Origin of the sequence: Variovorax sp. YR634 (assembly GCF_900106655.1) — a bacterium.
Taxonomy (GTDB): Bacteria; Pseudomonadota; Gammaproteobacteria; order Burkholderiales; family Burkholderiaceae_C; genus Variovorax.
Map to the genome: position 1 here is coordinate 300,961 of NZ_FNOL01000005.1, position 24,640 is coordinate 325,600.

General features: G+C 66.7%; 28 protein-coding genes and 1 pseudogene. 21 read left to right on the plus strand and 8 right to left on the minus strand.

Annotated features, from left to right (window positions below; all coding sequences use genetic code 11):
* The first annotated feature begins 117 nt into the window (after window positions 1–117).
* Window positions 118–744 (plus strand): 2'-5' RNA ligase family protein, encoded by a 627-nt coding sequence (locus tag BLV60_RS12435; protein WP_093054946.1) that lies wholly within the window; start codon window positions 118–120, stop codon window positions 742–744.
* Window positions 745–777: 33 nt separating this feature from the next.
* Here the strand turns inward: BLV60_RS12435 and BLV60_RS12440 are convergent, their stop codons facing one another.
* The gene (locus tag BLV60_RS12440) at window positions 778–1,692 is read right to left on the minus strand and encodes a LysR family transcriptional regulator (protein WP_093054799.1); all 915 of its coding nucleotides are present in this window, start codon (window positions 1,690–1,692) and stop codon (window positions 778–780) included.
* Window positions 1,693–1,819: 127 nt separating this feature from the next.
* Here BLV60_RS12440 and BLV60_RS12445 point away from each other — a divergent pair, with 127 nt between their 5' ends.
* The 5 genes from BLV60_RS12445 to BLV60_RS12465 all read left to right on the plus strand — a co-directional run bounded on the left by BLV60_RS12445 (window position 1,820) and on the right by BLV60_RS12465 (window position 5,491).
* Window positions 1,820–2,809 carry a 2Fe-2S iron-sulfur cluster-binding protein gene (locus tag BLV60_RS12445; RefSeq protein ID WP_093054801.1) on the plus strand — a complete coding sequence of 330 codons (990 nt, stop codon included), beginning with the start codon at window positions 1,820–1,822 and terminating at the stop codon, window positions 2,807–2,809.
* A gap of 36 nt (window positions 2,810–2,845) precedes the next feature.
* Window positions 2,846–4,102: an aromatic ring-hydroxylating dioxygenase subunit alpha gene (locus tag BLV60_RS12450; protein WP_093054803.1), complete on the plus strand. Its 1,257-nt coding sequence runs from the start codon at window positions 2,846–2,848 to the stop codon at window positions 4,100–4,102.
* Complete coding sequence (locus BLV60_RS12455) at window positions 4,099–4,581, plus strand: aromatic-ring-hydroxylating dioxygenase subunit beta (RefSeq protein ID WP_093054805.1); 483 nt, start codon at window positions 4,099–4,101, stop codon at window positions 4,579–4,581. Before BLV60_RS12450 ends, BLV60_RS12455 begins: the two co-directional genes overlap by 4 nt.
* A gap of 8 nt (window positions 4,582–4,589) precedes the next feature.
* Window positions 4,590–4,910 (plus strand): non-heme iron oxygenase ferredoxin subunit, encoded by a 321-nt coding sequence (locus BLV60_RS12460; RefSeq protein ID WP_093054807.1) that lies wholly within the window; start codon window positions 4,590–4,592, stop codon window positions 4,908–4,910.
* Between the two features lie 86 nt (window positions 4,911–4,996).
* Entirely contained in the window at window positions 4,997–5,491 is a 495-nt protein-coding gene (locus BLV60_RS12465) for a RidA family protein (protein WP_093054809.1), read from the plus strand.
* Here BLV60_RS12465 and BLV60_RS12470 read toward each other — a convergent pair.
* On the minus strand, window positions 5,488–6,552 hold the full coding sequence (locus BLV60_RS12470) for a DUF72 domain-containing protein (protein WP_093054811.1): 1,065 nt from the start codon (window positions 6,550–6,552) through the stop codon (window positions 5,488–5,490). The two genes, BLV60_RS12465 and BLV60_RS12470, sit on opposite strands and share 4 nt — an antisense overlap.
* Before the next feature lie 62 nt (window positions 6,553–6,614).
* On the opposite strand from BLV60_RS12470, the gene BLV60_RS12475 reads away from it, so the two are divergent.
* From BLV60_RS12475 to BLV60_RS12510, 8 genes are all read left to right on the plus strand, one after another.
* Complete coding sequence (locus BLV60_RS12475) at window positions 6,615–8,096, plus strand: sensor histidine kinase (RefSeq protein WP_093054813.1); 1,482 nt, start codon at window positions 6,615–6,617, stop codon at window positions 8,094–8,096.
* Window positions 8,093–8,731, plus strand: a complete 639-nt coding sequence (locus tag BLV60_RS12480; protein WP_093054815.1) for a response regulator transcription factor — start codon at window positions 8,093–8,095, stop codon at window positions 8,729–8,731. Before BLV60_RS12475 ends, BLV60_RS12480 begins: the two co-directional genes overlap by 4 nt.
* A 117-nt stretch (window positions 8,732–8,848) precedes the next feature.
* Window positions 8,849–9,349 carry a GlcG/HbpS family heme-binding protein gene (locus tag BLV60_RS12485; RefSeq protein WP_093054817.1) on the plus strand — a complete coding sequence of 167 codons (501 nt, stop codon included), beginning with the start codon at window positions 8,849–8,851 and terminating at the stop codon, window positions 9,347–9,349.
* Window positions 9,349–10,047 (plus strand): ankyrin repeat domain-containing protein, encoded by a 699-nt coding sequence (locus tag BLV60_RS12490; protein WP_093054819.1) that lies wholly within the window; start codon window positions 9,349–9,351, stop codon window positions 10,045–10,047. Before BLV60_RS12485 ends, BLV60_RS12490 begins: the two co-directional genes overlap by 1 nt.
* A 43-nt stretch (window positions 10,048–10,090) precedes the next feature.
* A complete protein-coding gene (locus BLV60_RS12495; protein WP_093054821.1) occupies window positions 10,091–10,735 on the plus strand; it encodes an FMN-binding negative transcriptional regulator in 645 nt (214 codons plus the stop codon).
* 1 nt (window position 10,736) lies between these two features.
* Window positions 10,737–10,973 (plus strand): hypothetical protein, encoded by a 237-nt coding sequence (locus BLV60_RS12500; protein WP_093054823.1) that lies wholly within the window; start codon window positions 10,737–10,739, stop codon window positions 10,971–10,973.
* Window positions 10,963–12,072: a tRNA adenosine(34) deaminase TadA gene (gene tadA / locus BLV60_RS12505; RefSeq protein WP_093054825.1), complete on the plus strand. Its 1,110-nt coding sequence runs from the start codon at window positions 10,963–10,965 to the stop codon at window positions 12,070–12,072. The genes BLV60_RS12500 and tadA overlap by 11 nt, the downstream gene beginning before the upstream one ends.
* The gene (locus BLV60_RS12510; protein ID WP_093054827.1) at window positions 12,069–13,037 is read left to right on the plus strand and encodes an LD-carboxypeptidase; all 969 of its coding nucleotides are present in this window, start codon (window positions 12,069–12,071) and stop codon (window positions 13,035–13,037) included. The genes tadA and BLV60_RS12510 overlap by 4 nt, the downstream gene beginning before the upstream one ends.
* A 59-nt stretch (window positions 13,038–13,096) precedes the next feature.
* Here BLV60_RS12510 and BLV60_RS12515 read toward each other — a convergent pair whose 3' ends face one another.
* On the minus strand, window positions 13,097–13,435 hold the full coding sequence (locus BLV60_RS12515; protein WP_093054829.1) for a hypothetical protein: 339 nt from the start codon (window positions 13,433–13,435) through the stop codon (window positions 13,097–13,099).
* 311 nt (window positions 13,436–13,746) lie between these two features.
* Here BLV60_RS12515 and BLV60_RS12520 point away from each other — a divergent pair, with 311 nt between their 5' ends.
* The 5 genes from BLV60_RS12520 to BLV60_RS12540 all read left to right on the plus strand — a co-directional run bounded on the left by BLV60_RS12520 (window position 13,747) and on the right by BLV60_RS12540 (window position 19,078).
* Complete coding sequence (locus tag BLV60_RS12520; RefSeq protein WP_093054831.1) at window positions 13,747–14,694, plus strand: adenylate/guanylate cyclase domain-containing protein; 948 nt, start codon at window positions 13,747–13,749, stop codon at window positions 14,692–14,694.
* 131 nt (window positions 14,695–14,825) lie between these two features.
* Window positions 14,826–15,176, plus strand: a complete 351-nt coding sequence (locus BLV60_RS12525) for a hypothetical protein (protein WP_093054833.1) — start codon at window positions 14,826–14,828, stop codon at window positions 15,174–15,176.
* Between the two features lie 210 nt (window positions 15,177–15,386).
* Window positions 15,387–17,219 carry a DUF1800 domain-containing protein gene (locus BLV60_RS12530; RefSeq protein WP_093054835.1) on the plus strand — a complete coding sequence of 611 codons (1,833 nt, stop codon included), beginning with the start codon at window positions 15,387–15,389 and terminating at the stop codon, window positions 17,217–17,219.
* A gap of 24 nt (window positions 17,220–17,243) precedes the next feature.
* Window positions 17,244–18,710 carry a DUF1501 domain-containing protein gene (locus BLV60_RS12535; protein WP_093054837.1) on the plus strand — a complete coding sequence of 489 codons (1,467 nt, stop codon included), beginning with the start codon at window positions 17,244–17,246 and terminating at the stop codon, window positions 18,708–18,710.
* Between the two features lie 5 nt (window positions 18,711–18,715).
* The gene (locus tag BLV60_RS12540) at window positions 18,716–19,078 is read left to right on the plus strand and encodes a hypothetical protein (protein ID WP_256216662.1); all 363 of its coding nucleotides are present in this window, start codon (window positions 18,716–18,718) and stop codon (window positions 19,076–19,078) included.
* Here the strand turns inward: BLV60_RS12540 and BLV60_RS12545 are convergent.
* Window positions 19,051–19,962, minus strand: coding sequence for a LysR family transcriptional regulator (locus tag BLV60_RS12545; RefSeq protein ID WP_093054841.1), 912 nt, complete (start codon window positions 19,960–19,962; stop codon window positions 19,051–19,053). The genes BLV60_RS12540 and BLV60_RS12545 overlap by 28 nt on opposite strands.
* Before the next feature lie 102 nt (window positions 19,963–20,064).
* Between BLV60_RS12545 and BLV60_RS12550 the strand changes: the two genes are divergently transcribed.
* Together BLV60_RS12550 and BLV60_RS12555 are read left to right on the plus strand one after the other, a co-directional pair.
* Window positions 20,065–21,048, plus strand: a complete 984-nt coding sequence (locus BLV60_RS12550; RefSeq protein ID WP_093054843.1) for an aldo/keto reductase — start codon at window positions 20,065–20,067, stop codon at window positions 21,046–21,048.
* Between the two features lie 36 nt (window positions 21,049–21,084).
* Window positions 21,085–21,662: pseudogene (locus BLV60_RS12555) on the plus strand (SDR family oxidoreductase); the annotation flags it as partial.
* On the opposite strand, the gene BLV60_RS34640 reads toward BLV60_RS12555, so the two are convergent.
* Genes BLV60_RS34640 through BLV60_RS12575 form a run of 4 tightly spaced genes read right to left on the minus strand, consistent with a single transcriptional unit; the run spans window position 21,592 to window position 24,614 of the window.
* Window positions 21,592–21,948 (minus strand): response regulator, encoded by a 357-nt coding sequence (locus tag BLV60_RS34640; protein ID WP_093054845.1) that lies wholly within the window; start codon window positions 21,946–21,948, stop codon window positions 21,592–21,594. The pseudogene BLV60_RS12555 and the gene BLV60_RS34640 sit on opposite strands and share 71 nt — an antisense overlap.
* Window positions 21,945–23,174: a hybrid sensor histidine kinase/response regulator gene (locus BLV60_RS12565; RefSeq protein WP_093054847.1), complete on the minus strand. Its 1,230-nt coding sequence runs from the start codon at window positions 23,172–23,174 to the stop codon at window positions 21,945–21,947. Before BLV60_RS12565 ends, BLV60_RS34640 begins: the two co-directional genes overlap by 4 nt.
* A complete protein-coding gene (locus BLV60_RS12570) occupies window positions 23,164–23,781 on the minus strand; it encodes a chemotaxis protein CheB (RefSeq protein WP_093054849.1) in 618 nt (205 codons plus the stop codon). Before BLV60_RS12570 ends, BLV60_RS12565 begins: the two co-directional genes overlap by 11 nt.
* Window positions 23,778–24,614: a CheR family methyltransferase gene (locus BLV60_RS12575; protein WP_093054948.1), complete on the minus strand. Its 837-nt coding sequence runs from the start codon at window positions 24,612–24,614 to the stop codon at window positions 23,778–23,780. Before BLV60_RS12575 ends, BLV60_RS12570 begins: the two co-directional genes overlap by 4 nt.
* Window positions 24,615–24,640: the final 26 nt, after the last annotated feature.

Here is a 24,640-nt window from a genome sequence, read left to right on the forward strand (position 1 = left end):
CCGGCTGTTTGACCCTGTCACCGGCGTGCGACGATTCTCAAATTCCAATCTGAAGAAGAGCTTTGTGCTTGCTGAAGGGCTCATGAAGCGCACTCTCGATGCGCGATGATCGGAGCAATGCCAGAACAGCTTTTTCTTCCCGGAATCGATCCCCCGCCGCGGCCCCTGCCGCGTCCACGAAGCAAGGTGCTCCGCAAGGAAGCACTGCCGCACGCACTCTTTTTCGCACTGCTCCCCGACATGCAAGACGCCGCGATGATCGCCGCGCTCGGCGAGCGCATGAATTCGCAACACGCCCTGAAGGGAACGCTGGTCGAGGCTCATCGCCTGCATGTCACGCTGTTCGATCTCGGCGACTACGCGCAGGTGCCGGCCGACAAGGTGGCGCAGGCTTCGAATGCTGCTGCCTCGGTGCCTGTGCCGGCATTCGATGTCGCTTTCGAGAAATCCATGAGCTACGCGAAAGGCGCGCTGGTGCTGTGCGCCGACGATGAGGAGAACGTCTCGGCCCTGCGGATTTTCAGGCAGCGTTTGGGCGAGGCACTGGCCGATGCCGGCCTGAAACCCTCGCGCTCATTCACGCCGCACATGACCGTCGCCTACGCGCGGCGCAAGCTCGAGAAGCACGCGCTCGAAGCGCCAGTCCGGTGGACCGCAGGTTCACTCGTTCTGATCGACAGTCACGTCGGCGAGGGCGTGCACGAGGTGCTGGGGCGGTGGCCTGACAACACTGCGGTCGCCTGAGGCGAGCGTGCCGCGTCTCCCTGCCAGTCGCGATCAATCGCCGTCCGCGAAGTTGTCGAACAGCAGCCCGCGCAGCCATTGGTTGCCCGGGTCGCGGTGCGCCTTCGCGTGCCAGAACAGATTGATCGCAATCTGCGGCAGTGCCACCGGGTGAGGGCGCCACACCAGCCCGAAAGGCTCGGCGATGCTCTGCGCGAGCCGCTCGGGCACGGTCGCGATCATGTCGCTGGAGCGCAGGATGTGGCCGATGGCCACGAAGTGCGGCACCTTGAGCTTGATACGCCGGTGAATGCCCTGAGCCGCCATCACGTCGTCGGCCTTGCCATGGCCCGTGCCGGCCGCCTGCACCTGCACGTGGTCGGCCGCGCTGAAGTCCTTGAGCGACACGCTGCGCTTGCGTGCGAGTGGATGCTCCTTTGAAAAGATGCACACATAGCGCTGCAGGAACAGCCGGCGCTGGAACACGCCGGCTTTCAGCTGCGGCAGCAGGCCGATGGCGATGTCGACGTGGCCGGCTTCCAGCTCGTCGCGCAGGCTGGCCGCGGTGTTGTTGCGCACGGTACTGATGGTCACGCCGGGCGCCGCCACTGACAGCGCCTCCATCAGCCGTGGCGTGAAGTAGATCTCGCCGATGTCGGTCATCGCGAGCGTGAAGCCGCGCGTGCTCGTGGCGGGGTCGAACACCACCTGCTGGTTGAGCGCAGTATGCAGCGCACCCATCGCGTAGGCGACAGGCTCGGCCAGCTGCAGCGCGAAGGGCGTGGGCTCCATGCCGCGCGCGGTGCGCAGGAACAATTCGTCGCCCAGCAGCTTGCGCAGCCGCGCCAGCGCATTGCTGATGGCCGGCTGCGAGAGTCCGAGTGACTCGGCCACGGCCGATACGCGTTTCTCGGCCAGCATGCGGTCGAACACGAGCAGCAGGTTGAGGTCGATGTCCTTGAGTTGCATGGCGCACCTTTATTCATCGTGGTGATGCATAGGATTCACCAAATTCTATTGGTCAATCGGCAGCGGCCGCGCATCATCCGGCCCCAGAGACAAGCCGGCCATGACGCCGGCGTAAGAGAACCCCACGATGGACCTGCATATTCACCCCCTTGCCCGCACCCTCGAAGTTCGCCCCGGCGCGAACCTGCTCGAAGTGCTGCGCGAGCACCATGTGCCGGTGTCGTACAGCTGCATGTCGGGGCGCTGCGGCACCTGCCGCTGCAAGGTGGTGTCGGGCCAGGTGCTCGACGCTGGCCAGGACGCGATCCGGCCCGACGGGCAAGGCGAGCGCTACGTGCTGGCCTGCCAGAGCACGCTGACCGAAAGCTGCGCCATCGAGATCCCGGAGCCCGACGAAGTGGTGGTGCACCCGGCGCGCATCCTCAAGGCCACGGTCACGGGCATCGACGTGCTCACGCATGACATCCGCCGCCTGCGCCTGAAGCCGAACAAGCCGTTGGAGTTTTCTCCAGGCCAGTATGCGCAGCTGCAATTCGCGCCCGACCTGGCGCGGCCGTATTCGATGGCGGGGCTGAGCCACGACTCGGAGCTTGAATTCCACGTGCGCAGGGTGCCCGGCGGGCGAGTCACGGCGCACATCTTCGAGCAACTGCGCGTAGGCGATTCTGTGCGCGTGAGCGGGCCGTTGGGAACGGCCTACCTGCGCACGAAGCATCGAGGGCCGATGCTCTGCGCAGCGGGTGGCACGGGGCTGGCGCCCATCCTGTCGATCGTGCGGGGCGCCATCGCGGCGGGGCTCAAGCAGGCCATTCACCTCTACCTGGGCGTGCGCTCCGATGCCGACGTCTACGGCCTGGGTGAACTGCGCGAGCTGCAGGCGCAGCACCCCGGCCTGAACGTGCATGTGGTCGTCGTCACCGGCCCCGCGCGCGACGGCCAGCGTGTCGGCCTCATTACTGATGCCATCCGCGCCGACTGGCCCGGCAGCCTCGATGGCTGGCGCGCCTACCTCTGCGGCTCGCCGCCGATGGTCGAAGCCGTGACGCAACTGGTGCGCGGTCGCGGCCTCGCACCCGAGCAGACCCACGCCGATGCCTTCTACCTGCAAGGCACCTGAAGCCAAGACCCACGAGAAAAGAAAAGGAGACCCGCGATGACCACGCAAGCCGTGTTCCCCATCGAGCTGAAATGGGAAAGCGAAAAGAGCAGCCGCATTCCCTTCATGGCCTATACCGACGAAGCGCTGCACAAGAAGGAGCTGCAGCGCTTCTTCTATGAAAAGCACTGGTGCTACGTCGGCCTGGAGGCCGAGATCCCGAACCCGGGCGACTTCAAGCGCACCACCATCGGCGAGCGCTCGGTCGTCATGTCGCGCGACGAGGAGGGTGCCATCCACGTCTTCGAGAACGTCTGCGCCCACCGCGGCATGCAGTTCTGCCGCGAGCGCCAGGGTAACCGCAAGGAGTTCGTCTGCCCCTACCACCAGTGGAACTACACGCTCAAGGGCGACCTTCAGGGCGTGCCGTTTCGCCGCGGCGTGAAGCAGGACGGCAAGGTCAACGGCGGCATGCCAGCCAACTTCAAGACCGAGGAGCACGGCCTCACCAAGCTCAAGGTGGCCTCGCGCGGCGGCGTGGTGTTCGCGTCATTCGACCATGAAATCGAGTCGTTCGAAGACTTCCTCGGCCCCGACATCCTTCATTACTTCGACCGCCTGTTCGACGGCCGCAAGCTCACCATCCTCGGCTACAACCGCCAGCGCATTCCGGGCAACTGGAAGCTCATGCAGGAGAACATCAAGGACCCGTATCACCCGGGCCTGCTGCACACCTGGTTCGTCACTTTCGGGCTCTGGCGCGCAGACAACAAGTCGGAGCTGAAGATGGACGCTCGCGGCCGCCACGCCGCCATGATTTCCACGCGCGGCAACGCCGGCAAGGCGGCGCAGGTCACGCAGGTGTCGAGCTTCAAGGAGAGCATGCAGCTGAAGGACCCGCGCTTTCTCGACATCGTGCCCGAGCCCTGGTGGGGCGGGCCGACCGCGGTGATGATGACGCTGTTTCCGAGCCTGATCCTGCAGCAGCAGGTCAACAGCGTGTCGACGCGGCACATCCAGCCGGTGGGACACGACGCCTTCGATTTCGTCTGGACGCACTTCGGCTTCGCGGACGACACCGAGGAGATGACGCAGCGACGCCTGCGCCAGGCCAATCTGTTCGGGCCGGCCGGCTTCGTCTCGGCCGACGACGGCGAGGTGATCGAGTTCTCGCAGGAGGGCTTCGAGCAGAAGCCCTTCCACCGCACGCTGGCCGAGCTCGGCGGACGCGAGGTCGAGAACACCGATCACATGGTGACCGAGACGCTGATCCGCGGCATGTATCGCTACTGGCGCGAGGTGATGGAAGCATGACGAACCTCGACGCCAACACTTATCTCGATCTGTCGCGGCTCTACGCGGCCTACGCGCATGCCGTCGATTCCGGCAACTGGGACCTGTGGCCCGCGTTCTTCATCGAGCAATGCAGCTACCGCCTGCAGCCGCGCGAGAACCACGAGCGCAACCTGCCGCTGGCCACGCTCTCCTTCGAGAGCCGGGGCATGCTGGAAGACCGGGTCTACGGCATCAAGGAGACGCTGTTCCACGACCCGTACTACCAGCGCCACGTCGTCGGCCTGCCGCTGGTGCACAAGGTCGATGACAACGGCACGATTCACAGTGAGGCCAACTACGCGGTGTTCCGCACCAAGCTCGACCAGGCCTCGACCGTGTTCAACGTGGGGCGCTACCTCGACACCGTGGTGCCCACGCCCGAGGGCCTGAAGTTCGCCACGCGCCTGTGCGTGTTCGACAGCGAAATGATCCCAAACTCCATCATCTACCCCATCTGAAAGCAACCATGAGCACGATGACCTGGGTCGACGCCGCGGCAGTCGACGACGTTCCCTCCGACGACGTGGTGGGTATCGAGGTGCAGGGGAGGGACATCGCCCTCTACGGCACCGAGGAGGGCATTCACGCCACCGACAACATCTGCACGCACGGCCACGCGCGGCTGTGCGACGGCTTTCTCGAAGGCCACGAGATCGAATGCCCACTGCACCAGGGGCGCTTCGACGTGCGCACGGGCAAGGCGATGTGCGCGCCGCTCACGGAAGACCTGCGCAGCTATCCGGTGAAGATCGAAGGCGGGCGGGTGTTTCTCGCGTTCGAGGGCTGATCTGTTCTGCCTCTTGTCCGCACCGTCTGTATCTGTTCTGCCGCGAAAGGGCTGGCGACAATGACGCTCCCTTTCACGGAACAGCCATGACAGCAGAAAAGACCCGGGACCGGATCGCCGACCAGATTGCCGCCGAGCTTGGCCACAGCTTCGACGGCGAAATCATCGCCGGCGGCCACTACGTGCCGCTGGTGCGCGACGGCCGCACGATCTACCTCAGCGGCCAGGTGCCGCGCGTGGGCACCACGGTGGTGGTTACCGGCCGCGTCGGTGACGCGGTGTCGCTCGACAAGGCCCGCGAAGGCGCGCAGATCAGCACACTGCGCAGCCTCGCGCTGCTGCGGCGTGCGCTCGGTTCTCTTGATGCGGTAGAGAAGGTCTTGCGCGTCGGCGTGTTCGTGCAGTGCACGGCCGACTTCACCCAGCAGAGCGAGGTGGCCGATGCCGCATCCGACCTGCTGCACCGCGTGTTTGGCGATGCCGGCGTGCATGTGCGCACTGCGGTCGGTGTCTATGCGCTGCCGAAGAATGCGACCGTCGAGGTCGAGATGACGGTCGCTGCCAAGCAGAACATCGGCTAACGCGACGTCAGGCCGGTGAGGTCACGCGCCAGTTGGGCGATGGTCAGCGGTGCACAGCCTTCGGCGTTGTTGCTCACGGTGACGAAGGCGTTCTGGCCCGCACGGGTGGTGCCCGCAATCACTTTGGCCAGTGCCTCGCGCGTCTCGGGATCGGGGTCGACGATCTTGTCGAACGGTCCGTAGAGCTTTTCCGCGTCTTCGTAGCCGAAGCGGCCGTGGCGCCGGTGCAGGTTCCAGCGGCACACCAGCGGGCCGGGCCAGAGCGCGCGCAGCATCGGCAACTGGTCTTCGATGGGCGGCATCTTGGCGTGCAGGCCCATGCAGAAGGTGGCGTGCACGCTGCGCAGCATTTCGGCGAAGGCGGGGTTCAGCAGTTGCGGGTCGCGCACCTCGACGGCGATCACCGCGTCGGGCGCGACCGATGTGAGGTCGGGCAGCGATTCGAGCATTGCCGCGATGCGCGCGAGCAGCGCGGGCTGGTCGGCGAGGATGTGCCCGGGAATCGGGCTCAGCTGGAACACCAGCACGCCGATGCGATGGCCCAGGCCTTCGAGCGCGGGCAGCACGAATTCCTGCCGCGCGATCTCGCTGCTGAGGAAGACGGGGTTGGCCTGCATGCCGCGTCCGCTTTCATCGCGCACGGTGGCATCGGTGACAAGGCTCGGCGCTTTCACGACGAAGCGGAAGTCGTCGGGCACCATGGCCGCGTAGCGTGCGTACTGGCTGGCTGTGAGGGCGCGGTAGAAGTTGCGGTCCAGGCTCACGGTGCGGAACAACGGGTGCTTCGCCAGTGCGGAGAGGCCGTTTTTCGACAGCACGGTCTCGGCGTATTCGCCGTCCCACACCAGGTTGGCCCAACCCGGATAGCTCCACGACGAGGTGCCTAGCCGCAGCTTGGGCGGCAGTGCTGCGGCTAGCTCGACCAGCTCCGGGTCGGTGGGCGCGGGCTCGACCGTGCCGATGCGCGATTTCTTTTTCGCGGGTGGCTCGGGGGCGGGGGCCGCAGCCGCCTCTTGAGGGCGCGGCAGTTCGGGGAAAAGGGAGTCCTGTACTTCAGCCATGTCTGGGCTCGCATTCTGGGCCAACATCGAACACGCCTGCCGCGCCGGGCACAATCCGCGCCATGAAACAGTGGTTGCGGACGCAGGGTGGTTGGTGGCTGGCATGGCTGGCGCTCACCGCCGTGGGCGCGGTGTGGATCGCGCGCGCAGAGCTCGCGCAGATGCACCAGGACTTCGAGACTGACGTGCGCATCGCGCACCGGCTCCTGAGCCAGCAGATGGTGCAGTACGACGCGGTGCTGGCCACGCTTGCGCTGCTGGAGCCAAGCACCGGCGCGGACCATCCGGAGCAGCGCCTGCCCTCGGTGTACTCGTCGATCCTGCGCGTGCAGCGGCGCGACCGCGACGAGCCCTGGTCAGACGGCGCGCAGGCCGCTGCACTGGCCGCGGCGGAGGCGCGCTCGCGCAGCCAGCAGCGCGCAGAGTTGGCGGTTCTCGACCTGGTCCACGGCCGCTACGTGCTGGTGATCGGCGCCACACCGTTCAGCTATGCACTCGACATCGACCTGGCCGGCTCCGTGCCGTGGCGCGACTGGCCTATGAACCCGCAGCGCAGCCCCGTGCGGCTGAGCCTGCAGCGCGACGGTCAGCAACTGGTGCTGCAACCCGGCGTGCCGGCCGCGAACGGCTGGCGCTTCGACCTGACAAAGCCACTGGCGTCGCCGAGCCAGCCGTTCGACCTCGTTGCCGAGCGGCAGGTGGGCTGGGGAGAACTGCCGTGGCGTGGCATCGCCGGCTGGGCCGTGGCGATTGCGGTGTTGCTGGCGGGCCTGTGGGCCGCGCAGCGCCAGCGCGTTGCGCGGCGGCGGGCCGAAGAACTGCTGCGGCTTGGACAGGTCGCGCGGCTCAATGCGCTGGGCGAGTTGTCGGCCGGCCTGGCGCACGAACTCAACCAGCCGCTCACGGCTGTGCTGGCCAACGCGCAGGCTGCGCGCCGCCTGCTCGACGACGACCCTCCCGACCTGGCCACGGCACGCGATGCGATGGGGCAGGCCGTGGAGCAGGCGCGCCGCGCGGCCGGTGTGGTGGGGCGCCTTCGCCGCGTCATCGAGCGGCCCGAGGCGGGTGGCGAAGAAGCGAAGCCGCTGGTGCTGCAGGAGGTAGTGCGCAGCGCCATGCATCTGCTGGTGCCGGAGTTCACCAAACACGCGATCAACGCGCAGTTCGATGCCACTGCGCAGGCGCCGGTGCGCGTACAGGCCGAGGCGGTGGCGCTCGAACAGATCGTGCACAACCTGCTGATGAACGCGCTGCAGGCGCTCGACCTCGTGCCGGCGGCCGAGCGGCGCCTCGTCGTATCCGTCGGCCGCAATGGGCAGGAGGGCGTGCTGACCGTGACCGACAACGGACGCGGCATCGCCCCCGAAGCTCTGCCGCGCCTCTTCGAACCTTTCTTCAGCACACGCGAAGGCGGGCTGGGCCTCGGCCTGAGCCTCAGCGAAACGCTGGCCAGCGGCATGGGCGGCAGCCTGAGCGCGGCCAACGCCTCGCCGCGCGGCGCGCGCTTCACCTTGCTGCTTCCGCTTGTTGCGCCGTCTCAATGAACATACCGAGCACCCATCAGCCGCAATCCCCGCTGGTCCACCTGATCGACGACGACCAGGCGGTGCGTGACAGCCTGTCGCTGCTGATCGGCACGGTCGGCCTGCGCGTGCAGGCCTGGGCCGACCCGCAGGTCTTCATCGACAGCTTTGATCGCGCGAGCGTGGGCGCCATCGTGCTCGACGTGCGCATGCCCGGTATCAGCGGTCTTACGGTGCTCGACCGGCTGGTGGCGCAGGGCGTCGACCAGCCCGTGATCATGCTGACGGGCCACGGCACGGTCGAGATGTGTCGCCGTGCCTTCAAGGCCGGGGCAGCGGAGTTCCTCGAAAAACCGGTGGACGACGAGCAACTGCTCGAGGCGCTGCAGCAGGCGGTGCGGCAGCACGTGCGCTCGCGCCAACGCTCGCAGGCCGACAACGCGGCGCGCGAGCGGGTGGCGCAACTGTCGGAGCGCGAGCGCGAGGTGCTGGCCTTCATCGTGCAGGGGCTCACCAACAAGGAGATTGCGCGCACGCTGGCGCTGTCGCCGCGCACGGTCGAGACCCACCGCGCCAACCTGTTCGCCAAGCTCGACTGCGATTCGCTCGCGCAGCTGATCCGGCGCTATGCCGTGCTGGTGGACAGCGCTCCGTAGTTCTACGGAGCGCCGGGCGTAGCCGTACGAATGGTTGTGGCGGCGCATGTTTTCTACAGTGGCGCAGCTGTCGGCAACAGCCGGCGCAACCACCCGTTTCACTGGAGAAAACGAACAATGCAATCCATCCTTCGCCTCGGCGGCCTCGCCGTTCTGCTCGCCGCTTCCGTCGCCCAGGCCCAGACGCCCGCACCTGCGGTGCGCACCGAAAAGAACATGTCGCTCGTGCTGGCCAACCAGATCGCGGCCGAAGCCGTGGCGGCCTGCGCTGCCAACGGCTACAACGTGGCGGCCACCGTGGTCGACCGCGCCGGGACCGTGCGTGCCGTGCAGCGCGCCGACAACGCCGGCCCGCACACGCTGGCATCGAGCGAGCGCAAGGCCTGGACTTCGGCTTCGGCCAAGAGCCCGACGCAGGCCATGATGGAAGGCGCACAGAAGAACCCGGCCGCCGCCAACCTGGTGTACCTGCCGGGCTTCCTGGTGCTGGGCGGTGGCGTGCCGATCAAGTCGGGCAATGAAGTGATCGGCGCGGTCGGCGTGGGCGGCGCGCCCGGCGGCCACCTCGACGAGCAGTGCGCCAACGCGGCGCTCGAGAAGGTCAAGGGCCTGCTCTGATGACGGCACGTGGTATCTGGTCGGGGGTGCTGGCGGCTGCGCTCGGGTTGGGCGTGACGGTAGGCGCGCTCGCCCAGGTGCCGCCGCTGGCGGCCGAGGTGCTGGCCTACGAAGGGCTGCACCAGGCTGCGTGGCATGGCGACCTGCCAAAGCTGAAGGCGCTGATCGCCTCGGGCGCCAATTTCGATGTGCGCGACACGCGCGGCCGCACGCCGCTGCATGTCGCCACGCATGCGCGGCAGCGCGAGGCGATCAAGCTGCTGGCCAAGGCCGGCGCCAACCTCGACCTGCTCGAAGACGACCGCTACGACGCGGTCACCATCGCCTCCGTGGCCGACGATGCCGCGACGCTCTCGCTGCTGCTGTCGCTCGGCGCCAAGGCCGGGCAGACGACGAGCCGCTACGACGGCACGGCGCTGATTGCGGCCGCGCACCTCGGGCACGACGAAGTGGTGCGCAGGCTGATCGCCGCCGGCGCGCCGCTCGACCACGTCAACAACCTGCACTGGACGGCAGTGATCGAATCCATCGTGCTCGGCGATGGCGGCCCGCGCCATCAGCGCACGCTTGCCGCGCTGGTCGATGCCGGCGCCAATCTCAAGCTGGCCGACCGCCAGGGCAACACGCCGCTGCAGCTGGCGAAGGCACGTGGCTACATCGCCATGGTGAAACTGCTGGAAGCTCCGCGCGCAAGATAGGCGGCTCGGGGACAATGGCGTTTCTCCACGAGGAAACCGCCCCATGTACATGCCCCCGCAGTTCAATGCCAAGGACCCGGCCATCGCGCTGGAACTGATGCGCTCGCACCCGTTCGCGAGCCTGATCTCGAACGACGACGACGGGCTGCCGTACGTCACGCACCTGCCGCTGGTGGCCGAGCAGCGAGAGGGCGATGAGCTTGTGCTGTGGGGCCATTGCGCCAAGCCCAATCCGCACTGGCGTTACTTGCAGGCGCGGCCCAAGGCGGCAGTGACCTTTCTCGGTCCGCACTCGTACCTGTCGCCCTCGGTCTATCCCGACTTGGCCCGCGTTCCGACGTGGAACTACCTGGCCGTGCACTGCACGGTCGAGGCCCGGCTGATCGAGGAGCCGTCCGACAAGGACACACTGCTCAAGAAGCTCATCGGCGAGCACGAGCCCGCCTACGCGCAGCAGTGGCGCGACCTGGGCGAGGAATTCCAGCTCAAGATGCTGGCCGGCATCGTCGGCTTCGAGCTGCGCGTGACGGCGCTGCAATGCAAGATCAAGCTCAACCAGCATCGCCGCGAGTCGCATGCGGCAATGTACGCGGTCTACAGCGCGGGCACGCCGGACGAGCAGGCGCTTGCCGTGTGGATGGGTCGCCTCGGCATGAACGCCGCGGCAACCGTGGCGGAAGGACGCTGAGATGCGCGCGTTCGGGCTGATCGGCCTTGTGCTGGCGCTGGTGATCGTCGGGCTGGTCGCGAAGAAGCAGATGACGAGCATGGCTTCTTCCACGCGGCCGGCCGTGCCCGGCGTTGCCGCACCGGCCGCCGGCGAAGCGCCTGCGAATGTGCGCGATCAGGCGCAGCAGGTGCAGCAGCAAGTCAAGGAAGCGCTCGACGCGGCGGCGAAAGCGCGGCAGATGCCGGATGACAACTGAGGCCCTTCCAACGCTGGCGGCGAAAGACGAGCACTGGATGGCGCTCGCGCTCGCCCAGGCGCGGCTTGCCGCCGAGGCGGGCGAGGTGCCCGTCGGCGCGGTGCTGGTCAAGGATGGCCAGCTGATCGCGACGGGGCGCAACACGCCGGTCGCGCAGCACGACCCGAGCGCGCATGCCGAGATCAACGCGCTGCGCGCTGGCGCCGCTGCGCTTGGCAACTACCGGCTCGACGGCTGCGAGCTGTTCGTCACGCTCGAGCCCTGCGCGATGTGTTCGGGTGCCATGCTGCATTCGCGCCTGGCGCGCGTCGTGTATGGCGCGGCCGATCCGAAGACCGGCGCGGCCGGCTCGGTGCTCGATCTCTTCGCCGAGCCGCGGCTGAACCATCACACGCAGGTGCAGGGCGGCGTGCTGGCGCAGGAATGCGCTGCAGTGCTGCAGGCCTTCTTCCAGCAACGCCGAAGCGCCGCGCGCGCACAGGCCGAGCCCTTGCGTGACGATGCGCTGCGCACGCCAGCGGAACGCTTCGACGCATTGGCCGGCTACAGCTTCGCGACGCAGTACGTGCAGGACCTGCCGAGCCAGCAGGGCTGGCGCATGCACTACATCGATGAAGGTGGCGACGCCGCCTGCTGCCTGTGCCTGCACGGCCCCGGCGAATGGGGCTACTTCTTCCGGCATCTCGTGGGCCTGCCCGGGTTGCGCACGCTCGTGCCTGACCTGATCGGCTTCGGCAAGAGCGACAAGCCAAAGCGCGAAGCACCGCATCGCCTCGAATGGCACCGCGATGTGCTGCTCGAATGGCTGGCCCGTGTGCAGCCCGCACCGGCGACCATGGTGCTCGCGCACAGCGCGGCCGCCGCCGACCTGGCCGCGCTGCTGATGGCCGCGGCGCCTGAACGCTTCGCGGCGGCGCTAGCCGTACCCGAGGGCGATGAGCACACCGAAGACGCATGGCGCGCACCTTTCCCCGACCGTGGCTACGAAGCCGCGCTGCGCGCACTTGGCCCCATCGCCACATCGTCGGGACCAACGCTGGTGCAAGCCCGAACGTTCGTGCTGCAGGCGCGAAACGCAATGGGATACTCGAACACGTGACCAAACACATCTACATCTATTCCCCCTCCAGCGCGGTGCGCGACAAGGCCGCTTTCCGGCGCGGCGTGAAGCGGCTCAAGGCACTGGGCCATGAAGTCGAAGTCGACGATGCGGCACTCTCGGTGCATCAACGCTTTGCGGGCGATGACGCCACGAGGCTCGCCGCGATTTCACGCGCGGCCGCCAGTGGTGCCGACGTGGCGCTCATTTCACGCGGTGGCTACGGCCTCACGCGCATCCTCGACGCCATTCCGTACAAGGCCGTGGCCAAGGCGATCGACAAGGGCACCGAGTTCGTCGGCTGCAGCGACTTCACCGCACTGCAGAACGCACTGCTGGTCAAGACCGGCGCCGTGACCTGGTCGGGCCCTGCGGTCGGCGAAGACTTCGGTGCCGAGGCCGGCGCTGACGACATCATGGAAGCCTGCTTCGACGACCTCGTCACAGGGCAGGGCGAAGGCACCGGCTGGCGCATGCCGGCGCGCGATGCGGACCTGAAGTTCAAGCCCGTGCAAGACGCGGTGCTGTGGGGCGGCAACCTTTGCGTGCTGGCCAGCCTGATCGGCACGCCGTACTTTCCCGTGGTGGACAAGGGCGTGCTCTTCATCGAGGACATCAACGAGCACCCGTACCGTATCGAACGCATGCTCGACCAGTTGAAGATGGCCGGTGTGCTGGCGCGCCAGCGCGCCATCGTGTTCGGGCAATTCACGGGCATTCGCAAGGCGCCGGGCTACGACCGGGGCTTTGGCCTGAACACGGTGATCGACCGGCTGCGCGCATCGCTCAAGGTGCCTGTGCTGGCGGGACTGCCGTTCGGCCATGTGCCCACGAAGGTGCTGCTGCCCGTGGGTGCGAAGGTGTCGATGGCGGCGGAGGGGCGCGATGTCTTTCTCGTCTGGGGTCATCGTCACACGCCAGCGCATGACGATCATCACGGCCATGACCATCATCACGGCCACTGACCCGGCCATGGGGGGAGGAAAGCGGGAAAAGAAAACGGCCCCGAAGGGCCGTCGCAACTTCAACCGTTGTTGTTGGTAAAGCGCTGATGCGCGCGAGGCCCCATCGAGCCGGGCAATCCGCCCTTGAACATGCTGTTGATGGTTTTCATCTGGCGGCGTGCGGCGGTTTCGCCGTCGATGGCGCTCAACGCCATCATCACGTCCTGCCGCAGGTACCAGAGGGCTTCGACGTCGGCCGCAAAGCGCACGCGCTGGCTCACGCGCTGCACCGAGTGGCCGCCATGGCCCTGGAGCACCGACAGCATCGCCGTGCGAATGCGCCCCAGCTGACTTTCCGTCGCCTGGCGGGATCCGAAGCCGGGTACGTTCAGCAGACGAAGAATGCGGCGGAAGAGCATGGGGACGAAAAGCGTATTGCCGGAAGCCAGAACGGCCGCTACCTTAAGCCTCAGTTAACCATTTCACAAGATCTGAAACGGTGTTTCTTGTCTGTAAACAACACGCTTTACTTAGCGTATTTAACAGATGTTGTATTTTGTAATCCAAAGTACTACAAATTGAGGAATGCCCCTCTTGCATCTGCTCCGTTGCCCGCGGCGTATACCTATATGGTCAACACGATAGGTGCGAAGACCGTTTCTCCCGTGCGTAAATGAACGTATGCCCTGAGCATTTACAACCAGCGATAGAAATCGAGAATCACAACAGTATGGGTGTCAATTCCACAGTCGTATTCGCGGACTTGACGGGGAGCACCAGGGTCTTCGAGGCCATGGGGAATGCTCGAGCCACCGAGACCGTGACGCGGCTGACGCAATGGATCGGCGGCGTGTGCCAGGCGCACGGCGGACGGGTGGTGAAGTCACTCGGAGACGGAGTGTTCGCCATCTTCACCAGCGGCGCCGCCGCCACGCACGCGGTCGTCGAGCTGCAGCGCTATCACCAGAAGCGCCTGCTCGCATGGCCGGCGCCGTTACGCATGGCGCTGCAGATCGGCGTGGCCAGCGGCGAGGTGGTCGAGGTCGAGGGCGATTGCTACGGCGACGCCGTCAACCTGGCCTCGCGCCTGAGCGACCTGGCCGGCCCCGGCCAGATCTGGGTGACCGACGCCGTCATTTCCCAATTGCGCGAAGGCGCGGTGCAGCACCGCGATCTGGGCCTCATCAACATCCGGGGTCGAAGCGAGATGTCGGTCGTGCACCGGATTGACTGGCAGGAAGAGGTGACGAGCTTCCTCACCGTGCCCGCCGCGCTCGCCCCGCTGCGGATGCCGGATTCTTCCTTCGGCCAGATCGAGCTGGCCTGGCTCGACGTGCGGTCGATGTTCCGCACCGAAGAGCTCCCGATTCATCTGGGTCGCGTAGACGACGCGCAGTTCGTGGTCAACGACCCCCGCGTCTCGCGGCTGCACGCGCGCATCGAGTTGCGGCAGGGCAGTTGCGTGCTGATCGACGTCAGCACCTATGGCACCTGGGTGCGCTTCCATGGCAACGGCGGGCCGAGCACCGAGATTGCCCTGCGGCGCGAAGAGTGCGTGCTGCACGGCCGCGGTGAAATCGGCCTGGGCGCGCCGCTCAGCGATTTCAGCGCGCCGACCATCGCCTTCAACACGAACAGCGGCGACGTGATGTTGTCGCGCCGCGAAATCGCGGGTTGAGCGTTGGTTGCAACGCACCGCGCGGCAGTGACGTTTGGCAACCAGCCGTCGCGGTGACGGGTGCACCACGGGTACACGTCGGGCGTTGCGTATCAACCTGGGCGCTGTCCGCCCTTGGCCTTGGAGCCTCAGTGAACTTCAAACATCAATCTTCTGTTTTCAAGTGGGCCGCAATCGGTGCCGTCGTTGCCGGTGCATTGCTGGCCGCGGGTGCCGCCAACGCGCGCGGAAGCTGGTCGGTGCAGATCGGCACGCCCGGCTATGTCGCCGGCGGCTACCCGGCGCCTTACTACGCACCCCCGCCGGTCTATCCGTATCCGGCCCCCATCTATTACGAGCCACCTCCGCCGGTCTACTACCGGCCGCCGCCACCGGTGTACTACCGCCCGGCGCCCATCTACAGCCCGCCGCCCGGCCGCATCTACTACGGCCCCGGCTATCCCTATCGTCCGCCGAACGGCTGGGACGACGAGCGCGACTGACGACTGGCACTGTCACCTGAATGTTTGCTGAAACATTGGCATGCGCGCTGGCATGCCAATTTTGTTTCAAGGGGTGACTAAAAAGTCACATTGGCACACATTTATGTGGCGACTTCGCCAGTTTTAGACATCCGTCCAGCTGTTTTCCGCAGGGCATGCCGCTTGCCTTGATTGCTCGACCGGCGTTGATGCGCCGCAGGAGCGAGGAACATGGTGGAACAGTTCGAGGCCGGCTGCGCAAGCCCGGTCGACGAGGTGATGCGCGTTACTGCGCCGCCTGCGTATGCAGCAACAAGAACGACGGCGGCAATCGATGAAACAACGCGGCCCTTGAAGGCCGCGGCTGCGTTCTCCATCGCGGCGGCACTGGCCGCATGCGGTGGTGGCGGAGGAGGAGGCGGCTCTTCCGGTGGCTTCGGCTTCCCCACCGGCGGCAGCCCCAATCCGGGCGAGCAGCCCGACACCGGCCCCTATCACTACACCCAGGCGCAGAACGACGCGGAGGCCGCGCGCTTCTTGCTGCAAGCCCAGTTCTCGGCCTCGGACGCAGAGATCGCCGCAGTACGCGCCAAGGGCTACATGCCATGGCTCAGCGAGCAGTTCAGCGCGACGCGCGAGCCCACGGCCTGGGAATGGGTCAACGGCAAGACCTACGGCACCGTCGACACCGACGCGATGATCTGGCGCCAGCTCATGGTCGCAGCCGACCCGGTGCGCAAGCGCATGGCTCTGGCCCTCAGCGAAATCTTCGTGGTCTCGGGCACCGAGATCGGGTCGAGCTGGCCCACCGCCATGATGGCCCAGTACTGGGACACGCTGGCCAACGGCGTCACCGGCAACTTCCGCCAGCTGCTGGAAGACGTCTCGCTCAATCCCGCGATGGGCTTCTATCTCAACACCCGCGGCAACCGCAAGGAAGACGCCTCGGGCCGGCAGCCCGACGAGAACTACGCGCGTGAAGTCATGCAGCTCATGACCATCGGCCTGTACCAGCTCGAAGCCGATGGCACGGTGAAGACCGGCGCCGACGGCCAGCCGCTCGAAACCTACGTGCAGAGCGACGTGTCGAACCTCGCGCGCGTCTTCACCGGCTACGACCTCGACATCCGCTCCGCGGAGCGCAACGCCTTTCTTCCGCCCGCTGCAAGCAGCCGCATCGAGACCAACGCCTGGACCACGCGCCCCATGGCCTACACGGCGGGCAACCACTCGATGCTCGAGGCGCGCTTCCTCGGCGCCACCGTGCCCGCCGGCACACCCGGCCCGGCGGCATTGAAGATCGCGCTCGACACGCTCTTCAACCACCCGAACGTCGGTCCCTTCATCGGTCGCCAGCTCATCCAGCGGCTGGTTACCAGCAACCCCAGCGCGGCCTACGTCAAGCGCGTGGCCGACATCTTCGCCAACAACGGCGCGGGCGTGCGCGGCGACATGAAGAGCGTGTTCGCGGCTGTGTTGCTCGACGACGAGGCACGCGGCCCCACCGGTCTTTCAGACCCGAACTTCGGCCACCTGCGCGAGCCGATGCTGCGGCTCGTGCAATGGGGCCGCACCTTCGGCATCGGCTCGGCGCAAGACACCTGGGCGATCGGCAACACCTCCGACACGAGCCAGAGCCTGGGCCAGTGTCCGCTGCGCTCGCCCTCGGTGTTCAACTTCTTCCGGCCCGGCTACGTGCCGCCCTCTACCGCCATCGCCAGCAACAAGCTGGTGGCGCCCGAGTTTCAACTGGTCAACGAGACCAGCGTGGGCGGCTACCTCAATTTCATGCAGGGCATTCTGCAGAACGGCTTCAACAGCAAGGACGTGGTGGCGAACTACGCGGCCGAGAAGACGCTGGTGACCGACCCCGCCGCGCTGGTGCGCAGGCTCAGCCTGCTGCTCACGGGCAACCAGCTGTCGGCCGCCACGGTGGCGTTGATCACCGACGCGCTGACCAAGGCGCCGCTGCTGAACCCCACCACCGACGCCCGCAAGCTCGACCTCATCTGCGCCGGCGTGCTGCTGGTGATGGGCTCGCCCGAATACCTCGTCCAGAAGTAAAGAAGAAGCCGGAGCGAACCGACCATGCACCTGATAAATCCTGCCCAGCATTCGCGCCGCGCCTTCCTGCGCCGCACGGGCCAGCTCGCGATGGCCGGCACCGCGCTGCCGTTCGCGCTCAACCTCGCCGCCATGGGTGAAGCCGCTGCGCAGGCCGCGCCCGGTGACGACTACAAGGCGCTGGTCTGCGTCTTCCTGTTCGGCGGCAACGACTACGCCAACACCCTCGTCAACTACGACGCCGACAGCTACGCGAAGTACAGCGCCATCCGCGGCGCGATCGCGCTGCCGTCCGATGCCGCGCTCGCGGCCACCGAGCTCAAGCCCGCCGTCTCGCTAGCCAACGGACGCAAGTACGCGCTGAACCCGGCGATGACCAAGCTCGCGACGCTGTTCGACGAAGGCAGGATGGCAGTGCAGCTCAACGTCGGCCCGCTGGTCAAGCCACTCACGCGCGCGCAGTTCAACAGCTCCAACCGCAAGGACTTCCCGATTCCGCCCAAGCTGTTCTCGCACAACGACCAGCAGTCGATCTGGCAGTCGTCCTCGCCCGAGGGCTCCACCATCGGCTGGGGCGGCAACCTCGGCGACCTGATGCTGGCCGGGCAGCGCAACGCGTCGCTCTTCACCTGCGTCTCGGTGGCGGGCAACGCGGTGTTCCTGTCGGGCGACGAGGCGCTGCAGTACCAGGTGGGCACGCGCGGCGCGGTGCGCATCAACAGCGTGAGCAGCGCCACGGGCAACGTCTACGGCTCGTCGGCGGTCAAGGCGGCCATGCAGCAGCTGGCGCAGCAGGCGCGCAGTCACACGCTGGAGAACGAATACAACAAGGTCACGCTGCGCGCGGTGGAGGCGGAAGGCAAGATCACCGCCGCCATCCAGCCCGACGACCTGAACGGCAACTTTCCTACCGGCAACAACCTGGCCGACCAGCTCAAGATGGTGGCCCGCCTCATTCGAGGGCGCGTCTCGCTGGGCGTGAAGCGCCAGGTTTTCTTCGTTTCCATGGGCGGCTACGACCTGCACGACGACCTCGACACGAAGCAGGGCGGCCTGATGCTGCGGCTGTCCGAGGCCATGTTTGCCTTCCAGCGGCAGATGAAAGCTCTGGACATCGACGACAAGGTGACGGCCTTCACCGCCTCCGACTTCGGCCGCACGCTTTCGAGCAACGGCAATGGTTCCGACCACGGCTGGGGCAGCCATCACTTCGTGGTCGGCGGTGTCAATGCCGTGAAGGGCAAGGCGTTCTACGGCACGCCACCGCCGGTGAGCATCGGCAACACTGCTGCCGACGACGACCAGTGGCATGTCGGCCAGGGACGGCTGCTGCCGACCACCTCGGTCGACCAATACGCGGCCACGCTGGCCAAGTGGTTCGGCGTGCCTGACGCGGACCTCAACGGCATCCTGCCCAACCTGAAGAATTTCAACAACGTGACTGCGCCGAGTGGCATCAGCTATCCGCGCGATATGGGGTTCATGACATGAACGCAATGAGCAGCATGGCCGCCATCGGCGGCCTCAACGGCATGGAAGGTGGGGCCAGCGTGAACTTCAGCGCGGACCCTCCCGAGGCGCCCGCACTGGCGCGCAGCAAGGCTGTGACGCACGTGCGCCCCTTCACCAGCGTCGAGGCCGCCATCGCGGCACTGGAATCGCTGGACCGCGAGCTCAAGAAGTTCGAGCTCGCGGTGGCCGACAGCCTGCAGGATTACCTCGGCGTGCAGATGGCGCAGATCACCGACTGCGCGCTCGCACGCGGCTGGGAGCCGGTCAGCTTCTTGCAGAAGGACGGATTCCGCGTGTACCGCTACGAGGCCATGCGCAGCTACAAGGGGCGCAGCAAGAGGCGCTGAGTTTCCGGAGGCCGCAACGCCTCCACGACGAGCATCAAGGCTGGCGAAGCGCGTCGGCCGGCATAGTAGGCGTGATACCCGTCAAAGGTTGCCGCCCAATCGTCGAGTACCGGCACCAGCCGGCCTGCCTCGATGTGTTTCTCGACGAGGTCGGAGGGCAGCCATGCCAGCCCGTGCCCGGACAGCGCCGCGGCGACGATCAGCTCGCTCGAGTTGAAGACGAGCCGGCCCGTGACGTGCGCGTTGACGCCTTTCCGGCGCCGCGTGAATTCCCATTTCAGAAGGCCGCCGTGGGATGCCAGGCGCAATCCGATGCAGTCGTGCAGGGTCAGATCCTGCGGGGTAGACGGCCGGGGGTGGCGCGAGAAGTAGTCGGGGCTGCCCACCACGGCCATGCGCATGTCGGGCGCGATGCGTACGGCGATCATGTCCTTGGCCACGTCGCCGCCCAGTCGCACGCCGATGTCGAAGCGCTCGGCAACGATGTCGGTGAAGCGGTTGTCGCCGCTGATCTCCACCTTGATGTCGGGGTACAGGGGCAGCCATGGTTGAAGCCTGGGCCAGATCAAGGTTCGCATCGAGTGTTCGGTCGCCGTGATGCGGACCATGCCGGCGGGCTTGCCGCGCATCTCGCCCAGAACGGCGAGTTCTGCTTCGATGTCCTCGAAACGCGGGCCGACGGCTTGGTACAGGCGTTCGCCCGCTTCCGTGGGCGCGACGCTGCGCGTGGTCCGGTTGAGCAGCTTCAGGTCGAGGCGGCGCTCCAGCGCGCGGACGGTCTGGCTGAGCGCGGACTGCGTCACCCCAAGCTGGGCCGCCGCGCGCGTGAAACTGCCTGCGCGCACCACGGCCGCAAAACTGGCCAAGTCGTCGAAGCGTGCCATTGATTAGCCTGTCTTCTAGGTACATGTCGATCCAGCAGTCTAGTCATTGGCAAGCAGGCTGCCTAAAGTTCTTGTGATCGGTTAGCGACAAGGACACACACCATGAAAACACGTCAACTGGGCCGCGGCGGCCTCACCGTTTCGGCCCTCGGTCTCGGCTGCATGGGCCTGAGCTTCGGCTATGGGCCGGCGACCGGCACGGCCGAAGCGGTCAAGCTCATCCGCGCGGGCTTCGAACGCGGGATCACGTTTTTCGACACGGCGGAAGTCTATGGGCCCTTCGTCAACGAAAGCGTGGTCGGGGAAGCGCTGGAACCTGTGCGCGATCAGGTCGTGATCGCGACCAAGTTCGGGTTTCGCGAGGGTGACGCCGGCAAGGGCCTCGACAGCCGGCCGGAACGCATCCGGCAGGTGGCCGACGAGGCGCTGAAGCGCCTGCGCACCGACCGCATCGATCTGTTCTATCAGCACCGTGTCGATCCGCAGGTTCCGATGGAAGACGTGGCGGGCGCCGTGAAAGACCTGATCCGCGAAGGCAAGGTGAAGCACTTCGGTCTTTCCGAGGCCGGCGTCGACAGCATTCGCCGCGCGCACGCGGTTCAGCCGGTCGCCGCCCTTCAGAGCGAATATTCCCTGTGGTGGCGCGAGCCGGAGAAAGAGATTCTTCCGCTGCTGGAGGAACTGGGCATCGGCTTTGTGCCATTCAGTCCGCTCGGAAAGGGTTTCCTGACGGGAGCGATCGACGCGCAGACATCGTTCGGCGCGACAGATTTCCGCAGCACAGTGCCTCGTTTTGCACCGCAGGCGCGCCAGGCGAATCGTGCCCTGGTCGATGTTCTGGCGGAGATCGCCGCGCGCAAGCAGGTCACGCCCGCCCAGCTTGCACTTGCCTGGCTGCTCGCCCAAAAGCCGTGGATCGTGCCGATTCCCGGCACGACGAAGTTGCACCGCCTCGAGGAAAACGCCGGCGCCGCCTCTGTCGTGTTGTTGCCGGAAGACCTGAAGGAAATCGAGGCGGCCGTCTCGGGTGTCCAGGTCCAGGGCGACCGCTATTCGGCGGATCGACAAAAGCTCGTCGGCCGCTGAGCGATGACGACTGACGCCGAGCAAAAGGAATTGATCATGACTCAAGTAGTTGTTGTCATCGGAGCTGGGGCCATCGGCCAGGCCATCGCCCGCCGTGTCAGCGCGGGCAAGCACGTTCTGCTCGCCGACCTGCGACAGGAGGGAGCCGACGCAGCGGCCAAGGTGCTCGCGGATGCAGGCTTCGAGGTGAGCACGGCAGTCGTGGACGTGTCTTCGCGCGCCTCGGTCCATGCGCTCGTGGAGACGGCCACCGCGCTTGGCAACGTCACTGGCCTGATCCACGCTGCGGGCGTTTCTCCGTCGCAGGCAAGCGCGGAAATTCCCTGCGGGTCATGGCGGAGGCCGTGCGGTGGGGCAAGCGTGGCGCCCGGGTGAACACCATCAGCCCTGGCATCATCTTCACGCCGCTCGCAAGAGACGAACTGACAGGCCCTCGCGGTGAAGGCTACCGGCGCATGATCGAAGCGTCGTCCGCCAAGCGCGGTGGCACACCGGACGAGGTCGGCAACGTCGGCGCGCTGCTGATGGGGCCAGACGGCGGCTTCATGTCTGTGCCAGGATTCGCCCCAGCTCGTCGATATCGATCGGCTTCTGCAGATGGTGGTCGAACAGCCCCTCGGCCGCCTTGCCGCCCGCATCCTGCGCCGAAAAACCCGAGATCGCGACCAGCAGCTTCGGCGTGCCTTCCACCGTGCTCGCGCGCAGTCGGCGTGCTACTTCGGTGCCCGGAAAGTCGGGCAGCGTGAGGTCGATCAGCGCGGCGTCGAAGCTTTCGGCCGCTGCCGCGTCGAGCGCCTGCTGCGCGGTGTAGGTGCAGCGGGCGGTGTGGTCGTGCAGGCTCAGCAGCTCCTGCAGCAGATCGGCCGCGGCCTTGTTGTCGTCGACGATCAGCACGTTCACAGAGGTGTCTCCTTTTGGGTGTCGGCCGGGGGCGCCGGTGGTTGCAGCGGCAGGTCGACCACGAAGCGCGAGCCTTCGCCCGGTGCGCTTTCCACGCCGATCTGCCCGCCGTGCAAGGTCACGATCTTGCGCGTGATGTAGAGCCCGAGGCCCAGCCCCGCGGCGTGCTTGCGGCTGTCGTCGGTGCGCTCGAACTGCTCGAAGATGCGGCCCTGGTCTTCGGGCGCAATGCCTATGCCCTGGTCGCGCACGGCCACCTGCGCGGTGTTTCCCACCTGCTGTACGACCATCTCGACCGGCTTGCCGCCGCCGTAGCGCAGCGCGTTGGTCAGCAGGTTGGTCAGCACCTGTTCGATGCGGAACTCGTCCCATTCGCCGCGCAGTTCGGCCGGCGCCGCGAGCGTGATGACCGAGCCCGCGGCCTCGGCCTGGTGCCGCAGGCTCTCGACCACCGCCTGCGCCAGTGTCGCGAGGTCCACCGGTGTGGTCTTGATCGACAGCGCGTCGCGCCGCATGCGGGTGACGTCGAGCATGTCGTCGATCAGCCGCACCATGTTGCGGATCTGCCGCTGGTCGCGCTCGATCATCGTGGGCAGCCGCTCGGGCGTGAAGTTGGCGAGGTTGCCTTTCGACAGGTGCAGCTGCCGCAGCTGCGCTTCGAGGTAGAGCGTGTTGAGCGGCGTGCGCAACTCGTGCGACACCATCGACATGAAGTCGTCGCGCATGCGCACGGCGCGTTCCAGCTCGTGCTGCGTCTGCTGCAGCTGCTGCACCAGCTCTTCCTGCTTCTTGTGCGCGGCCGCGAGCGATTCCATTTCGTGGCGCAGCGCCTTGCGGTGCTGGTACAGGTCGACGAACACGTTCACCTTGCTGACCACCGCGTGCGGATCGAGCGGCTTGTGCAGGAAGTCGACCGCGCCGCTCTCGTAGCCCTGGAAGGCGTAGTTCAGCTCGCGCCCGGCGGCGCTCACGAAGATGATGGGAATGTGCCGCGTGCGCTCGGTGCCGCGCATCAGCTCGGCCAGCTCGAAGCCGTTCATGCCCGGCATCTGCACGTCGACGATGGCGAGCGCGAATTCATGCTCCAGCAGCAGCGCCAGCGCCGCATCGGCCGAGTCGGCCCGGTACACGAGGCGCCCCGGCGCGCGGATCAGCGCCTCCAGTGCCAGCAGGTTCTCCGGCAGGTCATCGACGATCAGCAGCTTGCTTTCGATGTCAATGTTCATGGGCGGCCTCCAACTGGAGCAGCAGCGTGCGCAGTTCGCGCAGGGGGAGCACGTAGTCGGGAATGTGGCGCGCGATGGCGGCTTGGGGCATGGTTGGAATAAGAGCTTCTTTCGGTTCCTGGACGGCGGTGAGCCCGCCGGCCAGATGAATGCGGTGCAGGCCTTCGGCACCGTCGTCGTTCGCGCCGGTCAGCAAAAAGCCGGCAAGGGCGGGGCCGTAGACGTCGGCGGCGGAGCCCATCAGCACGTCGATGGACGGCCGCGAGAACAGCACCGGCGGCTCGCAGCTCAGCGAGAAGGCGCGCTCGCGCTCGATCGACAGGTGGTAGCCGGGCGGCGCGAAGTACAGGCTGCCGGCCGCCAACGGCATCTTGTCGTTGGCCTCGTGCACCGGGATCGGCAGGCGCTGCGCGAAGATCTCGGCGAGATGGCTCTCGTGATCCCCGGGCAGGTGCAGCACCACGGCCATCGGAATGTGCCAGCCTGCGGGCAGGTCGTGCAGCAGCGTGGAGAGCGCATCGATGCCGCCGGCCGAGGCGCCCAGCACCACGGCGTCGACGCGCTTGCGAACGGGGGGGCGAAGGTGGCGCTGCATGTGGCTCGTCATGCGGCCTTCTTGCGGTAGATGCGCTCGACGCGCGCGTGCGTGTCGAAGCGGTCGGAGTAGCCCGAAAAGTCGATGCTCTCCTTCGAGCCCAGACCGAGAAAACCGCGGTGCGACAGCGACTCGTGGAACAGGCCCAGCGCCCGGTCCTGCAGCTCCCGGTTGAAGTAGATCAGTACGTTGCGGCACGACACCAGCTGCGTTTCCGCGAACACGCTGTCGGTTGCCAGGCTGTGGTCGGCAAAGATCACGCCGGCGCACAGCGAGGGGTCGAAGCGCGCGGCATCGTAGGCGGCGGTGTAGTAGTCGGAGAACTCGCCGCGTCCGCCCGCGCGCTGGTAGTTGGTGGTGTAGCCGCGGATCGCTTCCAGCGGAAAGATGCCCTGGCGCGCCTTCTCCAGCGAGGCGGGGTTGATGTCGGTGGCGTAGATCTGCGTGCGCGCGAGCAGGCCCTCTTCGCGCAGCAGGATGGCCAGCGAGAACACTTCCTCGCCCGTGCTGCAGCCCGCCACCCACACCTTGACGGACGGGTAGGTGTGCAGGATCGGCACCACGTGCTGGCGCAAGGCCAGAAAGTAGGCCGGGTCGCGGAACATCTCGCTCACCGGGATCGTCAGGAACTGCAGCAGCCGGCCGAACAGCGACGGGTCGCGCAGCACCCGCTCCTGCAGCGCCGAGATGCTCGGCAGCCCGAGTTGGTCGAGCGCGTGCAGCACGCGGCGCTTCTGCGAGGCCACGGTGTAGTCGCGGAAGTCGTAGCTGTACTTGAGGTAGATCGCCTCCATCAGCAGGCGCAGCTCGATCTCCGTGTCGCTCAGCGGATGTAGCGGCGGCATATGCGTGGCGGTCTTCGAGGTGCCGT